Source organism: Azoarcus olearius (assembly GCF_001682385.1).
Taxonomy (GTDB): Bacteria; Pseudomonadota; Gammaproteobacteria; order Burkholderiales; family Rhodocyclaceae; genus Azoarcus; species Azoarcus olearius.
In genome coordinates this window covers 98,389-115,630 of record NZ_CP016210.1, presented here as the reverse complement: position 1 = coordinate 115,630, position 17,242 = coordinate 98,389, and the positions used below count along the sequence as shown (strand labels likewise).

Annotated in this window: 16 protein-coding genes; 5 read left to right on the top strand and 11 right to left on the bottom strand. The window is 69.5% G+C overall.

The annotated features are described in order from the left end of the window. Window positions 1–14 precede the first annotated feature (14 nt). The 4 genes from dqs_RS00490 to dqs_RS00475 all read right to left on the bottom strand — a co-directional run bounded on the left by dqs_RS00490 (window position 15) and on the right by dqs_RS00475 (window position 3,352). Window positions 15–446: a hypothetical protein gene (locus dqs_RS00490; RefSeq protein ID WP_157108121.1), complete on the bottom strand. Its 432-nt coding sequence runs from the start codon at window positions 444–446 to the stop codon at window positions 15–17. Between the two features lie 123 nt (window positions 447–569). Beyond that, a complete protein-coding gene (efp, locus tag dqs_RS00485) occupies window positions 570–1,127 on the bottom strand; it encodes an elongation factor P (protein ID WP_011763823.1) in 558 nt (185 codons plus the stop codon). Between the two features lie 60 nt (window positions 1,128–1,187). Next, entirely contained in the window at window positions 1,188–2,354 is a 1,167-nt protein-coding gene (gene earP / locus dqs_RS00480; RefSeq protein ID WP_065339360.1) for an elongation factor P maturation arginine rhamnosyltransferase EarP, read from the bottom strand. A gap of 251 nt (window positions 2,355–2,605) precedes the next feature. Further along, window positions 2,606–3,352 carry a 16S rRNA pseudouridine(516) synthase gene (locus tag dqs_RS00475; RefSeq protein ID WP_065339359.1) on the bottom strand — a complete coding sequence of 249 codons (747 nt, stop codon included), beginning with the start codon at window positions 3,350–3,352 and terminating at the stop codon, window positions 2,606–2,608. A 78-nt stretch (window positions 3,353–3,430) separates the two neighbouring features. On the opposite strand from dqs_RS00475, the gene dqs_RS00470 reads away from it, so the two are divergent. Together dqs_RS00470 and dqs_RS00465 are read left to right on the top strand one after the other, a co-directional pair. After that, complete coding sequence (locus dqs_RS00470; protein ID WP_065339358.1) at window positions 3,431–3,898, top strand: SRPBCC family protein; 468 nt, start codon at window positions 3,431–3,433, stop codon at window positions 3,896–3,898. Between the two features lie 70 nt (window positions 3,899–3,968). Then, entirely contained in the window at window positions 3,969–4,943 is a 975-nt protein-coding gene (locus dqs_RS00465; RefSeq protein WP_011763819.1) for a recombination-associated protein RdgC, read from the top strand. A gap of 454 nt (window positions 4,944–5,397) precedes the next feature. On the opposite strand, the gene dqs_RS00460 is transcribed toward dqs_RS00465, so the two are convergent. Together dqs_RS00460 and dqs_RS00455 are read right to left on the bottom strand one after the other, a co-directional pair. After that, entirely contained in the window at window positions 5,398–5,925 is a 528-nt protein-coding gene (locus dqs_RS00460; protein WP_011763818.1) for a retropepsin-like aspartic protease family protein, read from the bottom strand. A 19-nt stretch (window positions 5,926–5,944) separates the two neighbouring features. Beyond that, window positions 5,945–7,567: a peptide chain release factor 3 gene (locus dqs_RS00455; protein WP_065339357.1), complete on the bottom strand. Its 1,623-nt coding sequence runs from the start codon at window positions 7,565–7,567 to the stop codon at window positions 5,945–5,947. Between the two features lie 459 nt (window positions 7,568–8,026). Between dqs_RS00455 and dqs_RS00450 the strand changes: the two genes are divergently transcribed. The 3 genes from dqs_RS00450 (at window position 8,027) to dqs_RS00440 (ending at window position 10,607) form a co-directional block, all read left to right on the top strand. After that, the gene (locus dqs_RS00450) at window positions 8,027–9,235 is read left to right on the top strand and encodes an RtcB family protein (RefSeq protein ID WP_065339356.1); all 1,209 of its coding nucleotides are present in this window, start codon (window positions 8,027–8,029) and stop codon (window positions 9,233–9,235) included. Window positions 9,236–9,412: 177 nt separating this feature from the next. Beyond that, window positions 9,413–10,375: a hypothetical protein gene (locus dqs_RS00445; RefSeq protein WP_065339355.1), complete on the top strand. Its 963-nt coding sequence runs from the start codon at window positions 9,413–9,415 to the stop codon at window positions 10,373–10,375. A 10-nt stretch (window positions 10,376–10,385) separates the two neighbouring features. Next, the gene (locus dqs_RS00440) at window positions 10,386–10,607 is read left to right on the top strand and encodes a hypothetical protein (protein ID WP_065339354.1); all 222 of its coding nucleotides are present in this window, start codon (window positions 10,386–10,388) and stop codon (window positions 10,605–10,607) included. Between the two features lie 20 nt (window positions 10,608–10,627). Here the strand turns inward: dqs_RS00440 and dqs_RS00435 are convergent, their stop codons facing one another. From dqs_RS00435 to dqs_RS00415, 5 genes are all read right to left on the bottom strand, one after another. Next, complete coding sequence (locus dqs_RS00435) at window positions 10,628–11,407, bottom strand: hypothetical protein (protein ID WP_065339353.1); 780 nt, start codon at window positions 11,405–11,407, stop codon at window positions 10,628–10,630. Beyond that, the gene (locus dqs_RS00430; protein ID WP_065339352.1) at window positions 11,407–12,003 is read right to left on the bottom strand and encodes an RNA polymerase sigma factor; all 597 of its coding nucleotides are present in this window, start codon (window positions 12,001–12,003) and stop codon (window positions 11,407–11,409) included. Before dqs_RS00430 ends, dqs_RS00435 begins: the two co-directional genes overlap by 1 nt. Then, window positions 12,000–13,691, bottom strand: coding sequence for a vWA domain-containing protein (locus dqs_RS00425; protein ID WP_065339351.1), 1,692 nt, complete (start codon window positions 13,689–13,691; stop codon window positions 12,000–12,002). Before dqs_RS00425 ends, dqs_RS00430 begins: the two co-directional genes overlap by 4 nt. 107 nt (window positions 13,692–13,798) lie before the next feature. After that, a complete protein-coding gene (locus dqs_RS00420) occupies window positions 13,799–15,010 on the bottom strand; it encodes an MFS transporter (RefSeq protein WP_011763810.1) in 1,212 nt (403 codons plus the stop codon). 27 nt (window positions 15,011–15,037) lie between these two features. Then, window positions 15,038–17,224 (bottom strand): cache domain-containing protein, encoded by a 2,187-nt coding sequence (locus dqs_RS00415; RefSeq protein ID WP_065339350.1) that lies wholly within the window; start codon window positions 17,222–17,224, stop codon window positions 15,038–15,040. Window positions 17,225–17,242 lie beyond the last annotated feature (18 nt).

Sequence of the window (17,242 nt, the reverse complement as noted above, 5' to 3'; positions counted from 1 at the left end):
CGCGCCGCGGAGGGTCAGCGCGGCCCCGTCTCGCCCTGATCAGGCCGGCGCACCGCCTCCACTGCGTCACGCCCGGCTGTGGCGAGCCTGCGCGCGGCGTCGCGGGTGGCGTCGGCGATGCGCTGGGCGGCCCGCTCGGCCGCCTCCTGCGCGTCCCGCGCATGCTCGCCGGTGGCGTCGGTCAGCGCTTCCAGCTTTTCGCCGCCGCGCTCGGTGCCCGCGCGCGTGCCCTGCTCGACCGCCTCGAGCGCGGCCTTGCCCGCCTCGCCGGCCTTCTGCGCAGCCTCGCCCGCCTTGTCGAGGGCTTCGCGCGCGGCACTCGCCGCTTCCTGCGCCGAACGCCGGGCTTCACTGCCAGGGCCGTCGCTACAGGCGGGCAGCAGCGCAAGCATCGTCAGCGCAAGGGACAGGGCAACAACACGGGTGGGGGAAGACCGGACGGACATGGCGGCAGCAAGGGGAGTCGGAATGCCGCTTCGGACCCGGCGGCGGCCGCCGATATCCCGCCGGCAACAATCGGAAAACAAAGGGGCCCACGCGGGGCCCCTTGGCTTGAGAACGCGCGCGGCTTACTTGACGCGGTTCTTGTACTCGTCGGTACGGGTGTCGATTTCGATCTTGTCGCCGATTTCAACGAAGGCGGGAACCGGCAGTTCGAAGCCGGTGGCGATCTTGGCCGGCTTCATGACCTTGCCGGAGGTGTCGCCCTTGACCGCGGGTTCGGTATAGACCACTTCACGCACCACGGTGGTGGGCAGTTCGACCGAGATGGCCTTGCCGTTGTAGAACACGACTTCGCACTGCAGGCCGTCTTCGAGGTACTTGAGCGCGTCGGTCATGTTCTCGGCTTCGACCTCGAACTGCTCGTAGTCGGCGTCCATGAACACGTACATCGGATCGGCGAAGTAGGAGTAGGTCACTTCCTTGCGGTCGAGCTGCACGACTTCGAACTTGTCGTCGGCCTTGTACACCGATTCGGACGGCGCGCCGGTCAGCAGGTTCTTGAGCTTCATCTTCACGACCGCGGCGTTGCGGCCGGACTTGTTGTATTCGGCCTTCTGCACCACCAGCGGGTCGCTGCCGACCATGATGACGTTGCCGGAGCGGAGTTCCTGTGCGGTTTTCATGCTGTGTCCTGAGCTGGGGCGCGGCCAGGCCGCGGTCCACGTGAATCGAAACGCGCGATTCTAACCTGCCGGCTGGCGGATGTGGTTGCAGAATCGCTTCAACTGGGTCGCCAGGTCGTCCTGCGCCGCCAGGGCCGCGCTCCAGCGCGCGGTGTGGTCCGCCAGCAGCGGCAGCGCGGCGGCAAAGTCCGGCCACGCCGCGGCAGCGCTCCCTTCGCCGTTCCAGGCTTTCCAGAACCTGCCCAGCGCGGTCCGCGGCGCTTCGTCCAGCCCCGCCGCGTAGCGCGCGAGAAAGGCGTCGAGCTTGTCGGCATGGGCGTCGTCGGGCTGGCGGTAGATCTGCCAGACGAAGGGGGCCGCGGCCCATTGCGCGCGCACGAAGGAGTCTTCGCCGCGAACGAAGTTGAGGTCGCAGCTCCACAGCAAGCGGTCGTAACCGTCCTGGTCGGAAAAGGGCAGCACCGCCACCTGCAGCGCATCGAGCCGGCGGCGTTCGCCCACCGCCAGCGGACCGCCGCCCAGCGCCCCGGCGAGATCGGCGAGCACCCGCCCCTCCGGCACCAGCAGCACCAGCGGCCGCGGCGAACGCCGCCATGCCCCAAGCAGTTCGGCCAGCGCCGGCTGCTCATAGGCGAAAAGCGAGACCACCAGCGCGTCGGCCGTGTCCGCGCCCAAACCCAGCGCTTGGAGCAGCGCCGCCCGCCCGCCGCCGGCACGGTAGCGGTCACGCGCGGCGAGCAGCCCGGGTTCGCGCAGCAGGCCGCCGCTTCCGCCGTCGAAACCGGGGAAGAAGAAGTGCTTGACCAGGCCGAGGGCGGGGTGCGGCGACGCGAGCCGGTGGCAGCCTGCCACCCAGTCCTCGGCGGAGAGGTATTCGAGGTTGATCCACGCCGGCGGCAGACTGCAGCGTGCCATCGCATGGACCTGGGACGACGGCAGTTCGCACGCAAAGGCTTCGATCACGTTGGCGCCGGGCGCAGGTGCGGGGAAAGGACTGCTCCATTGCCTCAGCTCCACCCCTGCCAGCAGCGCGGCGCCGGTTGCGTCCGCCACCGCGGGACACAGCCGGCCCAGCGCGCTCCAGTCGTCCACCCACAGCCTTACGGTGGTGCCGGTCGCGGCCAGCATCCGGGCGAGCCGCCAGCAGACGCCGATATCCCCATAGTTATCCACAACACGGCAGAAAATCTCCCAGTCGGGCGGCGTTTGCGGGGCGATCGGGTTCATGGACGTGGACAAGCAGGGGAGAGAAGCCGGGACAGGATGTGGACAAAGCGGATAAGCGACGGGGACAAGAAAATCATGGACATTTCGTGCACAACTGACTCCGGGGCTTATCTACGACCTTGTCCCCGGCTGGATTCCTTTCCGGCACGGGGTTTCATCCGGTTATCCACAGATTTTCGTCCCCTGTTAACTTCTTTATTTCTTTAATAATTAAAAAAACAAGATAAAACCTACCCCTGCTGGCTGGCGCTTCAATCGCCGTCGGCCGCACCCGCGGCCAACGCAGCGATATCGGCCGCTTCGAGCCAGCGCCATTCGCCGGGCTTCAAGGCCGGATCCAGCGTCAGGCCGCCGACGCGGCTGCGATGCAGGGTTTCCACCCGGTTGCCCGCCGCGGCCACCATGCGCTTGACCTGGTGATACTTGCCTTCGGTAATCGTCAGCCGCAGCGCGTGGCTGGCGGTGATCTCGCACGCAGCGGCCGCGATCGGCGCCGGTTCGTCGTGGAGTTCGACACCGGCCAGCAGCGCCGCCACCAGGGCGTCGTCGGCTGCGTGCTTGAGGCCGATCTCGTACACCTTGGGCGTGCGCTTCTTGCCCGAGCTCCACTGGTGGATGAACTGCCCGTCGTCCGACAGCAGCAACAGCCCGGTGGTGTCCTGGTCCAGCCGGCCGATGCATTGCACGCCACGGTTGAGCAACTGCGGCGGCAACAGCGTGAACACCGAGGGATGGAAGGTGGGCTTGTGCGAACACTCGTAGCCCGCGGGCTTGTGCAGCATCAGATAGGCCTGCGCGCGGAAGTGCCAGATCTCGTCATCGACGGTGAATTCGAGCCCCGGACTGCCGTCCTTGCTGCCGGGGTCGAATTCGGCGCGGGGGTCGTCGCAGGGCACGCCGGCGACGCTGACGTAGCCGGCACGAAGGAGGGCGCGGCAGTCCTTGCGGCTGCCGAAGCCCTGGGAATGGAGGAGGCGTTCGATTTGCATGGCCGGCATGGTAGCCCGGATGCCCGGACCTGCGAGTGCGCCCCGGCTCGCGGTAAACTGCGAAGCCGACCCGCGAGGGAGAAGTCCGTGAAGTTCGAACACCTGGTCGAGGTCAATGATCTCGCCGATCCCCACACCACCCGGCTGACGCGGGAAGAACTCTGGTTCGGCCTGCTGTGCCGCGCCGAGGACGCTCGCCCCTTTCTGCCCGGGCTGGAATCCTGCCGCATCGTCGAGCGCAGCCCCAACGAGCTGGTGCGCGACCTGCACTTCGGCGCCGCGGTCATCCGTGACCGGGTCCGCTTCGCCGAACTCGAATGGATCAGCTTCGAATCCGAAGCCAATGCCGAGCACGCCGGCGGCAGCCTGACGATACGCATCGAGGAGCCGCAACCCGGCGCGCTCTTCCTGCGCTTCACCTATGCCACCACGTTGCCGGATGTCGGCGGCGAGGACGCGAAGTACGCCGATATCGTGCGCTCGGCCTACCATCAGTCCGATCTCGACACGCTGAAGATGATCCGGATGATCGCGGAATCCGGCCGCCTGCAGTAAAGCCCTTCAATCCCGCGCCCGTGGCCGTACGCTGCGGGCGTGCTTCGTTCACGTCCAGGAAAAAATCATCATGTGGTTCAAGAATCTACAGCTCTACCGCCTGCCCGCCCCGTGGGACATCAGCCTCGAACGTTTCGAGGAACAGCTCGCCAAGCGCCGCTTCCAGCCCTGCGGCAGCCAGGACATGGAAAGCCGCGGCTGGGTGGCGCCGGTGGCCGACGACGTGCTGGTGCATCCGGTGGGCGACCAGTGGCTGATCGCGCTCGGCGTCGAGGGCAAGCTGCTGCCGTCCTCGGTGGTCAAGCAGGTTGCCGACGAGCGCGCCGAGGAGATCGCCGAGCAGCAGGGCTACAAGCTCGGCCGCAAGCAGTTGAAGGAGTTGCGTGAGCAGGTCACGCAGGAACTGCTGCCGCGCGCCTTCACCCGCCGCCGCCGCATCCACGCCTGGATCGACCCGGTCCATGGCTGGCTGGCGGTGGATGCCTCGAGCGCGGCCCGCGCCGAAGACGTGCTCGAACACCTGCGCCAGACCCTGGACAGCCTGCCGCTGGCCCTGCTGCGCACCGAACGCTCGCCGTCGTCCGCGATGGCCGACTGGCTGGCCGGCGGCGAAGCCCCCGCCAACTTCACGATCGACCAGGATTGCGAGCTGCGCTCGGTGACCGAGGACAAGGCGGCGGTGCGCTACGTGCGCCACACGCTGGAAGGCGACGAGATCAAGGGCCACCTGACCGCCGGCAAGCTGCCCACCCGGCTGGCGATGACCTTCGACGATCGCGTCAGCTTCGTGCTGACCGAGAAGCTGGAAATCAAGCGGCTGGACTTCCTCGATGTCGTGCGTGACCAGATCGACGGCGAAGCCGAGGACGCGATCGCCTTGTTCAACGCCGAGTTCGCATTGATGACCGGCGAGCTGCAGAAGCTGCTGCCGGCGGTGGTGGATGCGCTGGGTGGCGAGCTGGCCACGCCGGAGGTGCAGCCCGCGGTCACCGCATTCGACAGGCCGGCGGTGGAACCCGCCCTCGCAGGCGATCCGCCGTTCTGAGCCGTCGAAGTCCGACCGCGCTTCAGGAAGGGGTGTACACAGGTTTTATAGAAGTAAACAAACCTTAAAGATTATGTACGCCCCGTTTCTGTGGATAAGCCCGTTTATTCCAGCTGAATCAGTACATTAAGACCAGGGAAAAATCGTGTACAAGGGCGGGGAAAGAACGGGATGATTTGTTGATGGAAAACGGCGCTTCTCCGCAGCGGCCGGTTGTCCACAACTTTTCCGGTTCCCGCAACACAGCTTTTCAACAGCGCTGCGGCGGGCGGGAAGGCGGGCGCCCGAGGCGGAAAATCACTTGGGAAAACGGGTCTTGCCGGCCGGGGCCGCGCGGTTTGCCGCTCTTCGCGCCTGTGGGATCGGGAGGAGGCTGGATGGCGCCCTGACGGGGCGGCCGGGCGCTTCCTGCGGCTCCCCAGGGCCTCAGGGCCTCAGGGCCGCGGCGCACGGGTCAGGGGGTGGGGGCGCGCAGGATCAGCGTGTCGCCGCGCTGGGTGAATTCCAGCGCCTTCAGCACGCTCATGCCGAGCAGGATTTCGTCGTGCGCGTTCATGCCCGGGTTGAGATGACCCTGCACGCCGCGTACGCGGAAAGGGCCGAGAACGAGTTCGTCGATGCGGGTCAGTCGCACCTGGACCGCGCCGTTGGCGGTCATGACCTGCGCCGGCGCGCCGGGCTTGAGGTCGAGCTGGTCGGCCAGCCGGGCGGGCACCGAGACCTGGCTGGCGCCGGTGTCGAGCAGGAAGGTGACCGGGCGGCCGTTGATCGTGCCCGGCGCCACGTAGTGGCCGGCGCGGTTGCGCTTGAGCACCAGCTCGGCGCCACCACCCGGATCCGCGACGAGGCCGCGGTTGGGGTTGTTGCGGTGTTCGAGTTCGTTTTCGAAATACAGCCACAGCAGGCCGAGCAGCGCCAGCGCCGCCAGCCAGGCCATGACGCGGCCCAGGCGGCGGGTGTCGGCGTGGTCGGTGTTGCTCATCGCGTCGTGGAGCGCCGGCTCAGGCGATCACCTGGCCGTGCTCGCGGGTGGCGTGGAAGCCCACCGTGGGCCATTTTTCGCGCGTCACTTCCAGGTTGTAGCGGCTGCTGGCCAGGTACACCAGGTTGCCATCCACATCCTTGCCCAGCCGCAGCGCCTGTTCGCGCTCGAAATTGCGGCGGGTGAGGTCGTCGGGGAAGGTCAGCCAGCGCGCGGTGTGGATGTCCGCGGTTTCGAAGATCGCATCGACCTTGTATTCGTCCTTCAGACGCTGGGCGACGACTTCGAACTGCAGCTGCCCGACCGCGCCGAGCAGCATCTGCCCGCCGTCCTGTTCGAACACCTGGATGGCGCCTTCTTCGCCCAGCTCCTGCAAACCCTTCTGCAACTGCTTGGATTTGAGGGGGTCGCGCAGGCGCGCGGCGCGGAACATTTCCGGCGAGAAGTAGGGGATGCCCTTGAAGCCGAGGATCTCGCCTTCGGTCAGGGTGTCGCCGATCTGCAGCTGGCCGTGGTTGTGGATGCCGATGATGTCGCCGGCGACGCCGTCGTCCTTCAGCACCCGTTCGTTGGCCATGAAGGTGAGCGCGTTGGCGAGCTTCATCTCGCGCCCTGCGCGCACGTGCTTGACCTTCATGCCCGACTGGTAGCGGCCGGAGCAGATGCGGAAGAAGGCGATGCGGTCGCGGTGTTTCGGGTCCATGTTGGCCTGGATCTTGAACACGAAGCCGGTGAAGGCGGGTTCGGCCGGCTGCACCATGCGGGTGTCGTTGCCCTTGGTGCCGGCGATGCGCTGCTGCGGCGGCGGCGCCCAGTCGATCAGGGCCTGCAGGATCTCCTGCACACCGAAGTTGTTGATACCGGAACCGAAGAACACCGGGCTCTGCTTGCCGGCGAGGAATTCGTCGAGGTCGAAGGGCGGCGAGGCGTCGTTGAGCAGGCCGACGTCGTCGCGCACCTGGCCGATCTCCATCGGGAAGCGGGCGTCGAGTTCCGGGTTGCCGATGCCGGACAGCACCTCGGCGTCGCTGCGGCGCTCCTCGCCGGGGGTGAAGGTGAGCACGTGGTCCTGCAGCAGGTGATAGACGCCGCGGAAGGCCTTGCCCATGCCGATCGGCCAGGTCACCGGCGCGCAGCTGATCTTGAGCACGTCCTCGATCTCGGCGAGCAGCTCGAAGGGCTCGCGCACCTCGCGGTCCATCTTGTTCACGAAGGTGATGATGGGGGTGTTGCGCAGGCGGCAGACCTCGAGCAGCTTGATGGTCTGCGCTTCCACGCCCTTGGCGGCGTCGATCACCATCACCGCGGCATCCACCGCGGTGAGCACGCGGTAGGTGTCCTCGGAGAAGTCCTCGTGGCCCGGGGTGTCGAGCAGGTTGATGGTGTGGTCCTGGTATTCGAACTGCATCACCGAGCTGGTCACCGAGATGCCGCGCTGCTTTTCCACCTCCATCCAGTCGGAGGTGGCGTGGCGGGCGGACTTGCGCGCCTTCACCGTGCCGGCGAGCTGGATCGCGCCGCCGAACAGCAGCAGCTTTTCGGTCAGCGTGGTCTTGCCCGCGTCGGGGTGGGAAATGATCGCGAAGGTGCGGCGTTTGTCGACGTCGCGGAGCAGCTCGGGCGGAAAAGGCGTGGAGGACAAGGGAAGAGGGCCATCAAGGGTTGCGGAGGGCGCTGCCGGGCGGCAGCGCGCAGTGGCCGGATTCTACCAAGCAATCAGGGCCTTCCGTGCGCCGGGAGGCTGTGGATAAAGTTTTTGACAGCGTGCCGCGCGGGCGCGTAAAGTCCGCCGTATCCCATGCGCAAGGCATTGCCGCGCAGATCCGCCCGGCGGATTCCCGATCAACCCCTCGCGTTCACACGCCGAATTCCAGGAGGCCCCCATGCCAGCAGCGAACCACAAGGAGCACACCACGCGCTGAAGCGCCTGCTGCCGCATGAAACGGCTCGGGCGCCAGCCGCCCCGAGCCAGGACAGCCTCCGATGGCCCCACCCGCAGCGGTGCCGCCATTGCCTGAAGCCCTGGTCTTCCCGGCCGGGGCTTTTTGTTTATCCGTCCGCCGCGCGATCGCGCCGGCGGCAGGCAATGGAAAAGGCAGCAATGGCCATACAACTCACCCTCAACAAGGGCCGCGTCCCGATCAAGCTGTGGACGCGGGATATCGAACACGAAGCGCTGCAGCAGCTGGTGAATCTGTCGCAGCTGCCCATCGTGGATCACCCGATCGCGGCGATGTCGGATGTGCACGCCGGCATCGGCGCCACCATCGGGTCGGTGATTCCGACCGCGCACGCCATCATTCCGGCGGCGGTCGGCGTCGACATCGGCTGCGGCATGAACGCGCTGCGGCTGTCGCTGGATGCCGGCCGGCTGCCGGACAACCTTGGCCGCCTGCGCTCGGCGATCGAGGCGGCGGTGCCGGTGGGCTTCGAGCAGCACGATGAAAGCCGGGTGCGCGGCAGCGCTCACGCCCGCCAGGCGCGCCGGCTCGGAGACCGCCTGGACGGGATCGTCGGCCGCCATCCCGGGCTGATGAAGATGCAGCGCCGCTTCAACACCACCTGGATCTGCCAGCTCGGCAGTCTGGGCGGCGGCAACCACTTCATCGAGCTGTGCGTGGACGAGGCCGACCAGCTGTGGGTGATGCTGCATTCCGGCAGCCGCGGCATCGGCAACGTCATCGGCCGCTACTTCATCGCCGCGGCCAAGAAGGACATGGGCCGTCACCTGCATGCGCTGCCGGACAAGGACCTCGCCTACTTCAGCGAGGGCAGCGCGCTGTTCGACGACTACGTGGACGCGGTGCACTGGGCGCAGGACTACGCGATGGAGAACCGCCGCATGATGATGGCGCTGGTGGTGGAGGCGATCCGCCCGCTGCTGCCGGCCTTCAGCATCACCGAGGAGGCGATCAACTGCCACCACAACTACGTGGCGCGCGAGACCCACTTCGGCGAGTCGCTCTACGTCACCCGCAAGGGCGCGATCCGCGCCGGCGCCGGCGAGCTGGGCATCATCCCCGGCAGCATGGGGGCGAAGAGCTACATCGTGCGCGGGCTGGGCAATGCCGCGTCGTACTGCTCGTGCTCGCACGGCGCCGGCCGCCGCATGAGCCGCAGCGAGGCCAAGCGGCGCTTCAGCCGCTTCGACCTCGAAGCCCAGACCGCCGGCGTGGAATGCCGCAAGGACGGCGGCGTGATCGACGAGATTCCCGCCGCCTACAAGAACATCGACGAGGTCATGGCCAACCAGACCGATCTCGTCGAAGTGGTGCACACCCTCAAGCAGGTGCTCTGCGTCAAAGGCTGAAGCCGGCGCCGCGCACTGTTGTGACCGAAACATCCGGCGGGCGGGTTATCCACAGCCGTCCGCCCCTACCGACCAGGAGAACCGACATGTCTGCACTCACCTTTCCGCTGTTCCCGGCCGCTGCCATGCACCGGCCGACGCCGATATTCCCAAGCGATCAACGGAAGCGAAAACACCATGCAGATGCAGGAAATCGACAGCCTGCGCGCCCTGCTCCCCCGCGGGCGCACGCTGTTTCCCTACTTCAAGGATAAGTACAGCCTTCAACTGCTGCGCTACGCGCTGCCGCGGCCGACCGCGGTGGCGGCGCTGCGCGGCCACGCCGCCGCGCAACTGCTGCAGAAGCCGGCGCTGCGTGCGCTGCTGGCCGGCTGCGGCGGCATGCTCGACCGCGCCACCGTGGATGCCGCCTGGCTGCCCGGCATGCTGCAGCCGGAGCACTACACGCTCAGCCTGGGCGTGTGGGGCAACGGCCGCTGGCGCGCCGCGCAGACCAGCCGCCGTGGCGCCAACCTGGTGCTGCAACTCAATTTCAACCACGGCCACAACCGCGCCTTCGGCCGGCTGGTGCGCCCCCACGGCGGCGAGGACCCGTTCAACGCCTGGGGCCATCCGGCGCTGCGCGACCCGACTGCGCCCGAACCGCGCTACACCCTGGCGTGGGCGCGGCTGGACGTGGATTTCGAACGCGGCGAGGCGCTGATCGAGGAGTTGCAGACCGACTGGCTGCGGCGCGCAGCGCGGGTGCGCGACAACGCGCTGCGCCTGGACGATGCCACCTTCGCCCGCCGCTATCAGCGCAGCTTCGGCGGCAGCCGCGCCGACGTGGTTGCCTACCACGACCGCCATCTCGCTCCGCACCGCCCGCTGTGGGACGAGGCGCTGCTGGCGGCGACGCTGTTCTTCCTGCGTGAGGAACTCGGCATCGCCGACATCTGGATGCACACGCCGCGGTCGGGCGTGCTGCTGAAGGACATCCGCCACGGCGCGGCGCCGCCGGTGTCGGTCTACAGCAGCCTGCCGCAGCGCTTCTGTTTCCGCCCCGGCACCACCCTGCCCGCCTTCCTCGCCGCCGACCGCAGCGTTCTCCGCCGGTTGCGTCGTGCCGAGGGCGTGCAATTGCTCAAGTTCAGTCTGTGAGGACGCCGCGATGAGCCGCAAACACAAGCAACGACGCGACCTGCCGCTGGTGGTGCCGCCTTCGCCGCCGCCGCGCAACCCGCTGGCGACCGCGCCCAAGATGCGGCGCGGGGTGCAGGTACACGACAAAAGCCGTGGTGCGCTCCGCCGTGCCGAGCACATGGCGCTCCGTCGTCTGGCGGTCCCTGCCGTCCACGGCGAGGAGGAAGATGACAGCGACGAGGACGGATAGTCACCCTCGCCACCGTCGCGTCATGGCGCTGCCGCCAGTGCCGCGAGATCGGGCGGCAGCACCGCGTCCGGCCAGCGTCGGCGGAAGTCCTGCAGGCGTTCGCGGGCTTCGTCCGGGCGCCCGGCGGCGAGCAGGCGGCGGATGGTGGTGATCGCGGCTTCGCGCTCGGCCTCGGCGCCGTCGGTATGGTCGGCACGGGCGCGCTGCGCGGCGATTGCCGGTGCCATCGCCTTGGCTGCGGGGGCGGCTGCGTCGGCGGTGGCTTCGGCTGCGGCCGGCGCCGCCAGCGGGGGCGCGGCTGGGGCAGTTGCCGCCGGTGGTGGTGGCGCTGCGACAGGCGGGGCGGCTTCCGCTGCCGCTTGCGGTTCCGCCCGCGGGGCCGGCGCTGCGGCGGATTCCGCACGTCGCGCCGGTGCCGGGGCAGCGGGTTTGGCCGCGCGTTGTTCCGCTTCGGTGGCGGGCGGCGTCGGCAGCGCGGCAGGGGCTTCCTGCTCGACCGGCGCGGCAACGGGTGCGGGCGCCGGCGCCGGCAGGCCGTGGTCGGCGCTGTCGCGCAGTTGCCAGCTCACACCCACCGCCAGCACCAGCGTGGCGGCGAGCGCCAGCCGGCGCCGGGTTTCGCGGCGGCGGCGGGGAAAGGCCACGACCTCGGCCGACGGTGGCGCTTCCTCCACCGCGGCGCGCGCGGCAGCGAGGATGGCGGCATCGAGTGCCGGCGGCGGTTCGGGCGTGTCGAGGCCGCGGAAGGCGGCGCTGACGGCGGCGTCCTGCGGTTCGTGTTCGGGGGTGGGGCGCGTCATCAGGCGACCTCCTCGGCAAGTGCGGCGCGCAGCCGGGCGATGGCGTAGCGCAGCCGGCTTTTGGCGGTTTCCAGCGGCACGCCGACCAGCGCGGCGATCTCCGTAAGGCTCATGTCGGCCTGTTCGCGCAGCAGGAAGACCTCGCGCTGCGGCGCCGGCAGCGTGCGCAGCGCGGCGTGCAGGGCGTCGCCGTCGCGGCGGCGGGCAAGCAGTTGCGCCGGGTCGTGCCCGGCATCGGCGCCGAGGCGGTCGAGCAGTTCGCCGTCGTCGCCATCGTCGGCGAGGAAGTCGCTCAGCAGCACCGCGTCACTGCGGCGGATGCGGTCGATCAGCTTGTTGCGGGCGATGCCGTACAGCCAGGTGCGGAACGCGGCGCTGGGGCGGTAGCCGGCGCGGGCGCCGATCACCGCCAGCCAGGTTTCCTGGAACAGGTCGTCCACCCACCCGGGGCGCGGCGCTTGGCGCTGCAGGTAGGCGTACAGCCCGCGGCGGTGGCGGGCGTAGAGCTGTTCGAAGGCGGTGGCGTCGCCGGCGGCATAGGCCAGCATCAGCGCACCGTCGTCGGCTGCGCCGCCGGAGAGCCCGCCGTCGTTCATTCGCGGGCCGCAGCCTGCGGGGCGCTCGCCAGCGAGCCGGCGAGGCGCACGAGGTTGAGGAATTCGCCGCGGTGGCCGTAGCGGTCCTCGCCGCGGGCGGCGGCGGCGAGGGCGCCGATGGCGGCGAAGTCGAAGTCGCCGAGGTAGCGGCCGCCGTCGCCGAGGCGCTGGCCGAAGGCGGCCACCGCGGCGGCGAAGCGGAAGTCATCGCTGCCCTGGGAGCGGATCTGGCTGCGCGCCAGCGGCACTTCGAGCAGGCGGCTGGCGGCGCCGTGGGCCGGCTTGTAGCGCAGCCGCAGGAAGGCGAGTTCGCCGCTGGCGGCACGCTCAGGCGTCGCCACGCGCTGGCCGTAGCGCAGCGGTTCGATCGCGCCGGGCTGGCCGGCCAGGGTGATCTCGTAGAGCGCGGTGACGCGGTGGCCGGCACCGATCTCGCCGGCATCGACCTTGTCGTTGGCGAAGTCCTCGCGCCGCAGCTTGCGGTTCTCGAAGCCGATCTGGCGGTACTCGGCGACCTGCGCCGGGTTGAATTCGAGCTGGATCTTGACGTCGCTCGCCACGGTGGCCAGCGTCGAGGTGAATTCATCCACCAGCACCTTCTGCGCTTCGGCGAGGCTGTCGATGTAGCGGTAGGCGCCGTCGCCGGCGTCGGCGAGCTGCTCCATCAACTGATCGTTGTAGTTGCCGCCGCCGAAGCCGAGCGTGGACAGCGCGATGCCCGACTTGCGGCGCTCGGCGACGCGGTCCTTGAGGGTTTCGAAGCGGGTGATGCCGACGTTGAAGTCGCCGTCGGTGGCCAGCAGGATGCGGTTGATGCCGTGCTCGACGAAGCCCTGCTCGGCCATGCGGTAGGCGAGGTCGATGCCGGCCGCGCCGGCGGTGGCGCCGCCGGGAACGAGGCCGTCGATGGCGGCGGTGATCGCCGCCTTGCGGTCGCCGGCGGTGGGTTCGAGCACTACCCGGGTGCCGCTGGCATAGGTCACCAGCGCCACCCGGTCCTGCGGGCGCAACTTGGCGACGAAGAGCTTGAGCGCGTTCTGCAGCAGCGGCAGCTTGTCGGGCGAATTCATCGAACCGGAGACATCCACCAGGAACACCAGGTTGGCCGGCGGCAGTGCCTGCTTGGCGGGGTCGGCAGCCTGGATGCCGACGCGCAGCAGCAGGCTGCGCGGGTTCCACGGCGTCGGCGCGATTTCGGTGTCGACCGCGAAGGGGGCGTCGCCTTGCGGCAGCGAGTAGCGGTAGGGGAAGTAATTGACCAGCTCCTCCACCCGCAGCGCGTCGCGCGGCGGCAACTGGCCGGCGTTGAGCATCCGGCGCAGGTTGCTGTAGCTGCCGGTGTCGACGTCGATGCTGAAGGTGGATACCGGCGCTTCGGCGACGCGCTGGATGCCGTGGCGCTCGATCGCCTGGTAGCGCTCGCGGTCGGCCGGTTCGGCCAGCGGCAGCGGAGCCACCGCCGGCGGCGCGATCTTGGCGGCGCCCATGGCGTCGTGGCGCTGCACGCGGGCGGGCGCGACGGGCGGCGGCGCAGCCGGAGCGGCCGCTTCGGCCGCGCGGTCGGCCTGCTCTCCGGATGCGGATGCGGCGGCGGGTTCCTGGACCAGGGGCCGGAGCGGCTCCTGGGCGCTGCAGGCGAACAGCAGCGGCAGGGCGAGCAGGACGATGCGGTGGCGGGCGGTGTTCATGGCGGACTCGCGGTGACGGGATGCTCGCTTGAACGGACCAGCCTGCCAATCCGGGTTATGCCGGCAGGAAGAAATCCGTAAGCGGACGTAAGCCCGCCCCGTGCGCGTCAGGCCGCGGCGGGCGCCACCGCCACCGGCGCCTCGCGGATCGGCAGGTTCACCAGCGCAGCGGCGGCGGCCAGTGCCATGTCCGCGTACCACATCCACGTGTAGTCGCCCTGCAGGCTGACCGCGATGCCGCCCAGCCAGGCGCCGAGGAAGCCGCCGATCTGATGGCTGAGCAGGGTCAGGCCGAACAGGGTGCCGAGATGGCGCACGCCGAACAGCTTGCCGACGATGGCGGCGGTGGGCGGCACCGTCGCCAGCCAGGTGAAGCCCAGCCCGGCGGCGAACAGGTAGAAGGTCATCGCGGTCTTGGGCGCCATCAGGTAGAGCGCCACCAGCACCGCGCGCGAGGCGTACATCCAGAACAGGATGTGCTTGCTGCGGTAGCGCGCGACGCAGCCGCCGGCATAGATGCTGCCGGCGATGTTGGCCAGGCCGATGATCGCCAGCGACCAGCTCGCGACGTCGGCCGGCAGCCCGCACAGTGCCACTTCGCCCGGCAGGTGGGTGACCAGGAAGGCGATGTGGAAGCCGCAGGTGAAGAAGCCGAGGTGCAGCAGGCGGTAGCTGCGGTCGCGCAGCGCCTCGCCGAGCGCGCGGCGCAGGCTGCCGTCGCTCGCCGTGTGGCGCGGATGGCTGCCCGGCGGCACCAGCTTTCTCACCAGCGGCAGCGCCGCCAGCGTCAGCAGCGCCAGCCCCCACATCGCGCCCATCCAGCCCACGCCCTGGATCAGCTTCTGGGCGATCGGTGCGAACACGAACTGGCCGAAGGAGCCGCCGGCATTGACCACGCCCGAGGCGGCGCCGCGCGCTTCGAGCGGCAGGCGCTGGGCGGCGGCGCCGATCAGCACCGAGAAGCTGGCCGCGCCCGAGCCCATGGCCGACAGCAGGCCGAGGCTGACGACGAGGCCGAAGCTGCTCTGCATGAAGGGGGTGAGTGCGCTGCCCAGCGCCAGCAGCAGGATGCCGCCGGCCAGCACCGGGCCGGGGCCGTAGCGGTCGGCGGCGGCGCCGGCCAGCGGCTGCACCGCACCCCAGGTGAATTGCGCGATCGCCAGCGCGAAGCTGATCGTGGTGATGCCCAGGCCGGTGGCGCTGTTCAGCGGCGAGACGAACAGTCCGGTGGACTGGCGCACGCCCATGGTCACCATCAGGATGCCGGCCGCGGTCAGCGTGATCAGCCACAGGCCGGGTTGGTTCAGGGTGCGCAGCATGATCGCGGACTCGCCGAGTGAGGGCTTTTAATCATGATGACCATCATTTAAGTTGTCAATGCCCGCGCTGCGGAAGAAGCGGCTGGCGAAGCCGGGGGCGCTCGGTTCGCCGTCGAAGCGGGCCTCGCGGCGCAGGCACACGGTGAAGCGGGTGCCCTGCCCCGGCTGGCTGTCGACGTTGAGGTGGCCGCCGTAGCGGGTGACGATGGCATAGCTGATCGACAGCCCGAGGCCGGTGCCTTCCTGCTTCTTGGTGGTGAAGAAGGGGTCGAAGATGCGGTCGAGATCGTCGGCGGCGATGCCGCAGCCGGTGTCCTCGACGCGGATGCAGACGCCGGCAAAGCCGTGCCGGTGTTCGCTCTTGCCGTTGCGTCCGGCGCCGTGTCCGGCATCGTCGTCTTCCCCGCCTTCGTCGATGTCGGCGGTGCTCAGCCGCAGCCTGCCGCCGTCCGGCATCGCCTGCATGGCGTTGACGATCAGGTTGATCAGCACCTGCTGCAATTCGCCGCGGTTGATCTCCACCGTGCCGCGGGCGTCGAGCGCGGTGCTCACCTCGATGCGGCCGCGGCTGAGGTTGTGGCGCGTCAGCAGCAGGCAGTCGCCGACCAGGCCGGAGGCGTCCACCTGCTCGGTGTAGCCGGCGAAATCGCCCGGGCGGGCGAACTGCAGCAGCTTGGTGACGATGCCGTGGATGCGGCCGACCTGGGCGTCGATCTGCGCCAGCTCGTCGGCCACCGGCGCGCTGTCGCCGCCCAGCAGCTCGCGCACCAATTCGAGGTTGCCCTGGATCACCGCCACCGGGTTGTTGATCTCGTGAGCGACGCCGGCGGTGAGTTCGCCGATTGCGGTGAGCTTTTCGTTCATCACCAGTTGCTGGTGGGCGCGGCGCAGCGTGGCGTTGGCGGCTTCCAGCTCGGCGGTGCGGGCGGCGACCTTGCTGTCGAGTTCCTGGCCCCAGCGCTGCAGCTCGGCGCGGCGGGCGGCGAGCAGGTCGAGCAGGCGGTCGAAGCTGCGCGCCAGACCGCCGAGTTCGTCGTCGCGCACCACCGCGCCGACGCGCGCCTGCTCCTCGCCGGATTCGATCCGCCCCATCACCGCCGCCATTCGTTCGATCGGCTGGAAGATCGAGCGCGCCCAGCGCACCGCGGCCAGCGTGCCGAGCCCGGACAGCAGCAGGAACACCAGGAACAGCCCGCCGAGCGCGAGGTAGAGCGCCTGCTGCAGCGGCGCCTGCAGGAAGCCGACGTAGAGCATGCCGACCGCCTTGCCGTCGCCGTCGAACAGCGGGGCATAGCCGGAGATGTAGTCGGCGTTGACCACGAAGGCGGAGCCGAGCCAGGTTTCGCCGCGGCCGAGCACCTTGTCCCGCACCGCCGCCGACACCCGGGTGCCGAGCGCGCGCGACCCTTCGAACAGGCGCACGTTGGTGGCGATGCGGATGTCGTCGAGGAAGAGCGTCGCGGTGCCCTGGCTGTCGAGCGGCAGCGAGCTGTCCTGGTACACCGCGGCGTTGATGCGGTCGACGATGCCGAGGTTGCGGTTGAGCATCACGCCGCCTTCGAGCACGCCGAGCAGCCGACCGCCGAGGTCGGTCACCGGCACCGCCACCTGCACCATCAGCCCGCGTTCCTCGCGCGGGCGCGGATCCGGCGCGGCGCGCTGTGTAGGCACCAGGCCGAGAGCGGCATGGGCCCGCAGCGCCGGATCGAGCGCTTCGAGGTGTTCGGGCGGGAACACCGCCAGCGTGTGCTCTGCGCGACCCTGCAACGCGCTGCGCACCGCCGGCCAGTTGCCGCGCTCGGCCAGCGCCGCGGGCAGCGGGGCCGAGGGCACGGTGACGCGGCCCTGCGGGTCGAGGAACAGCAGGTAGTCCAGCCCCAGCCGGGAGGCCGAGGTATCGAGCAGCACCTCCACGGAATCCGGGCCCTGGCCCTGCAGCGCGAGTGCCAGCGCGTGCGAGCTGGCGACCGCGGCGAGGTCGCCGGCCACGCCCTGCTGCACCCGCTCGAAATACTGGCGCGCGGTCAGCAGGTCGGCGCTGACCTTGTTCACCAGCAGGCGGTCGTAGCCGTGCGTGCCCCACACCCAGACGATGCCGAGCAGCACCGGCACGCCGATCAGCAGCGGCGCGAGCACCAGCAGCAGCAGCCGCGCCCGCACCGAGCGCGGCACCGGCCAGCGTTTGCGCCAGCGGCGCAAGGCGCGCTCAGCCATCGCGGCGTGCCGCCGGGG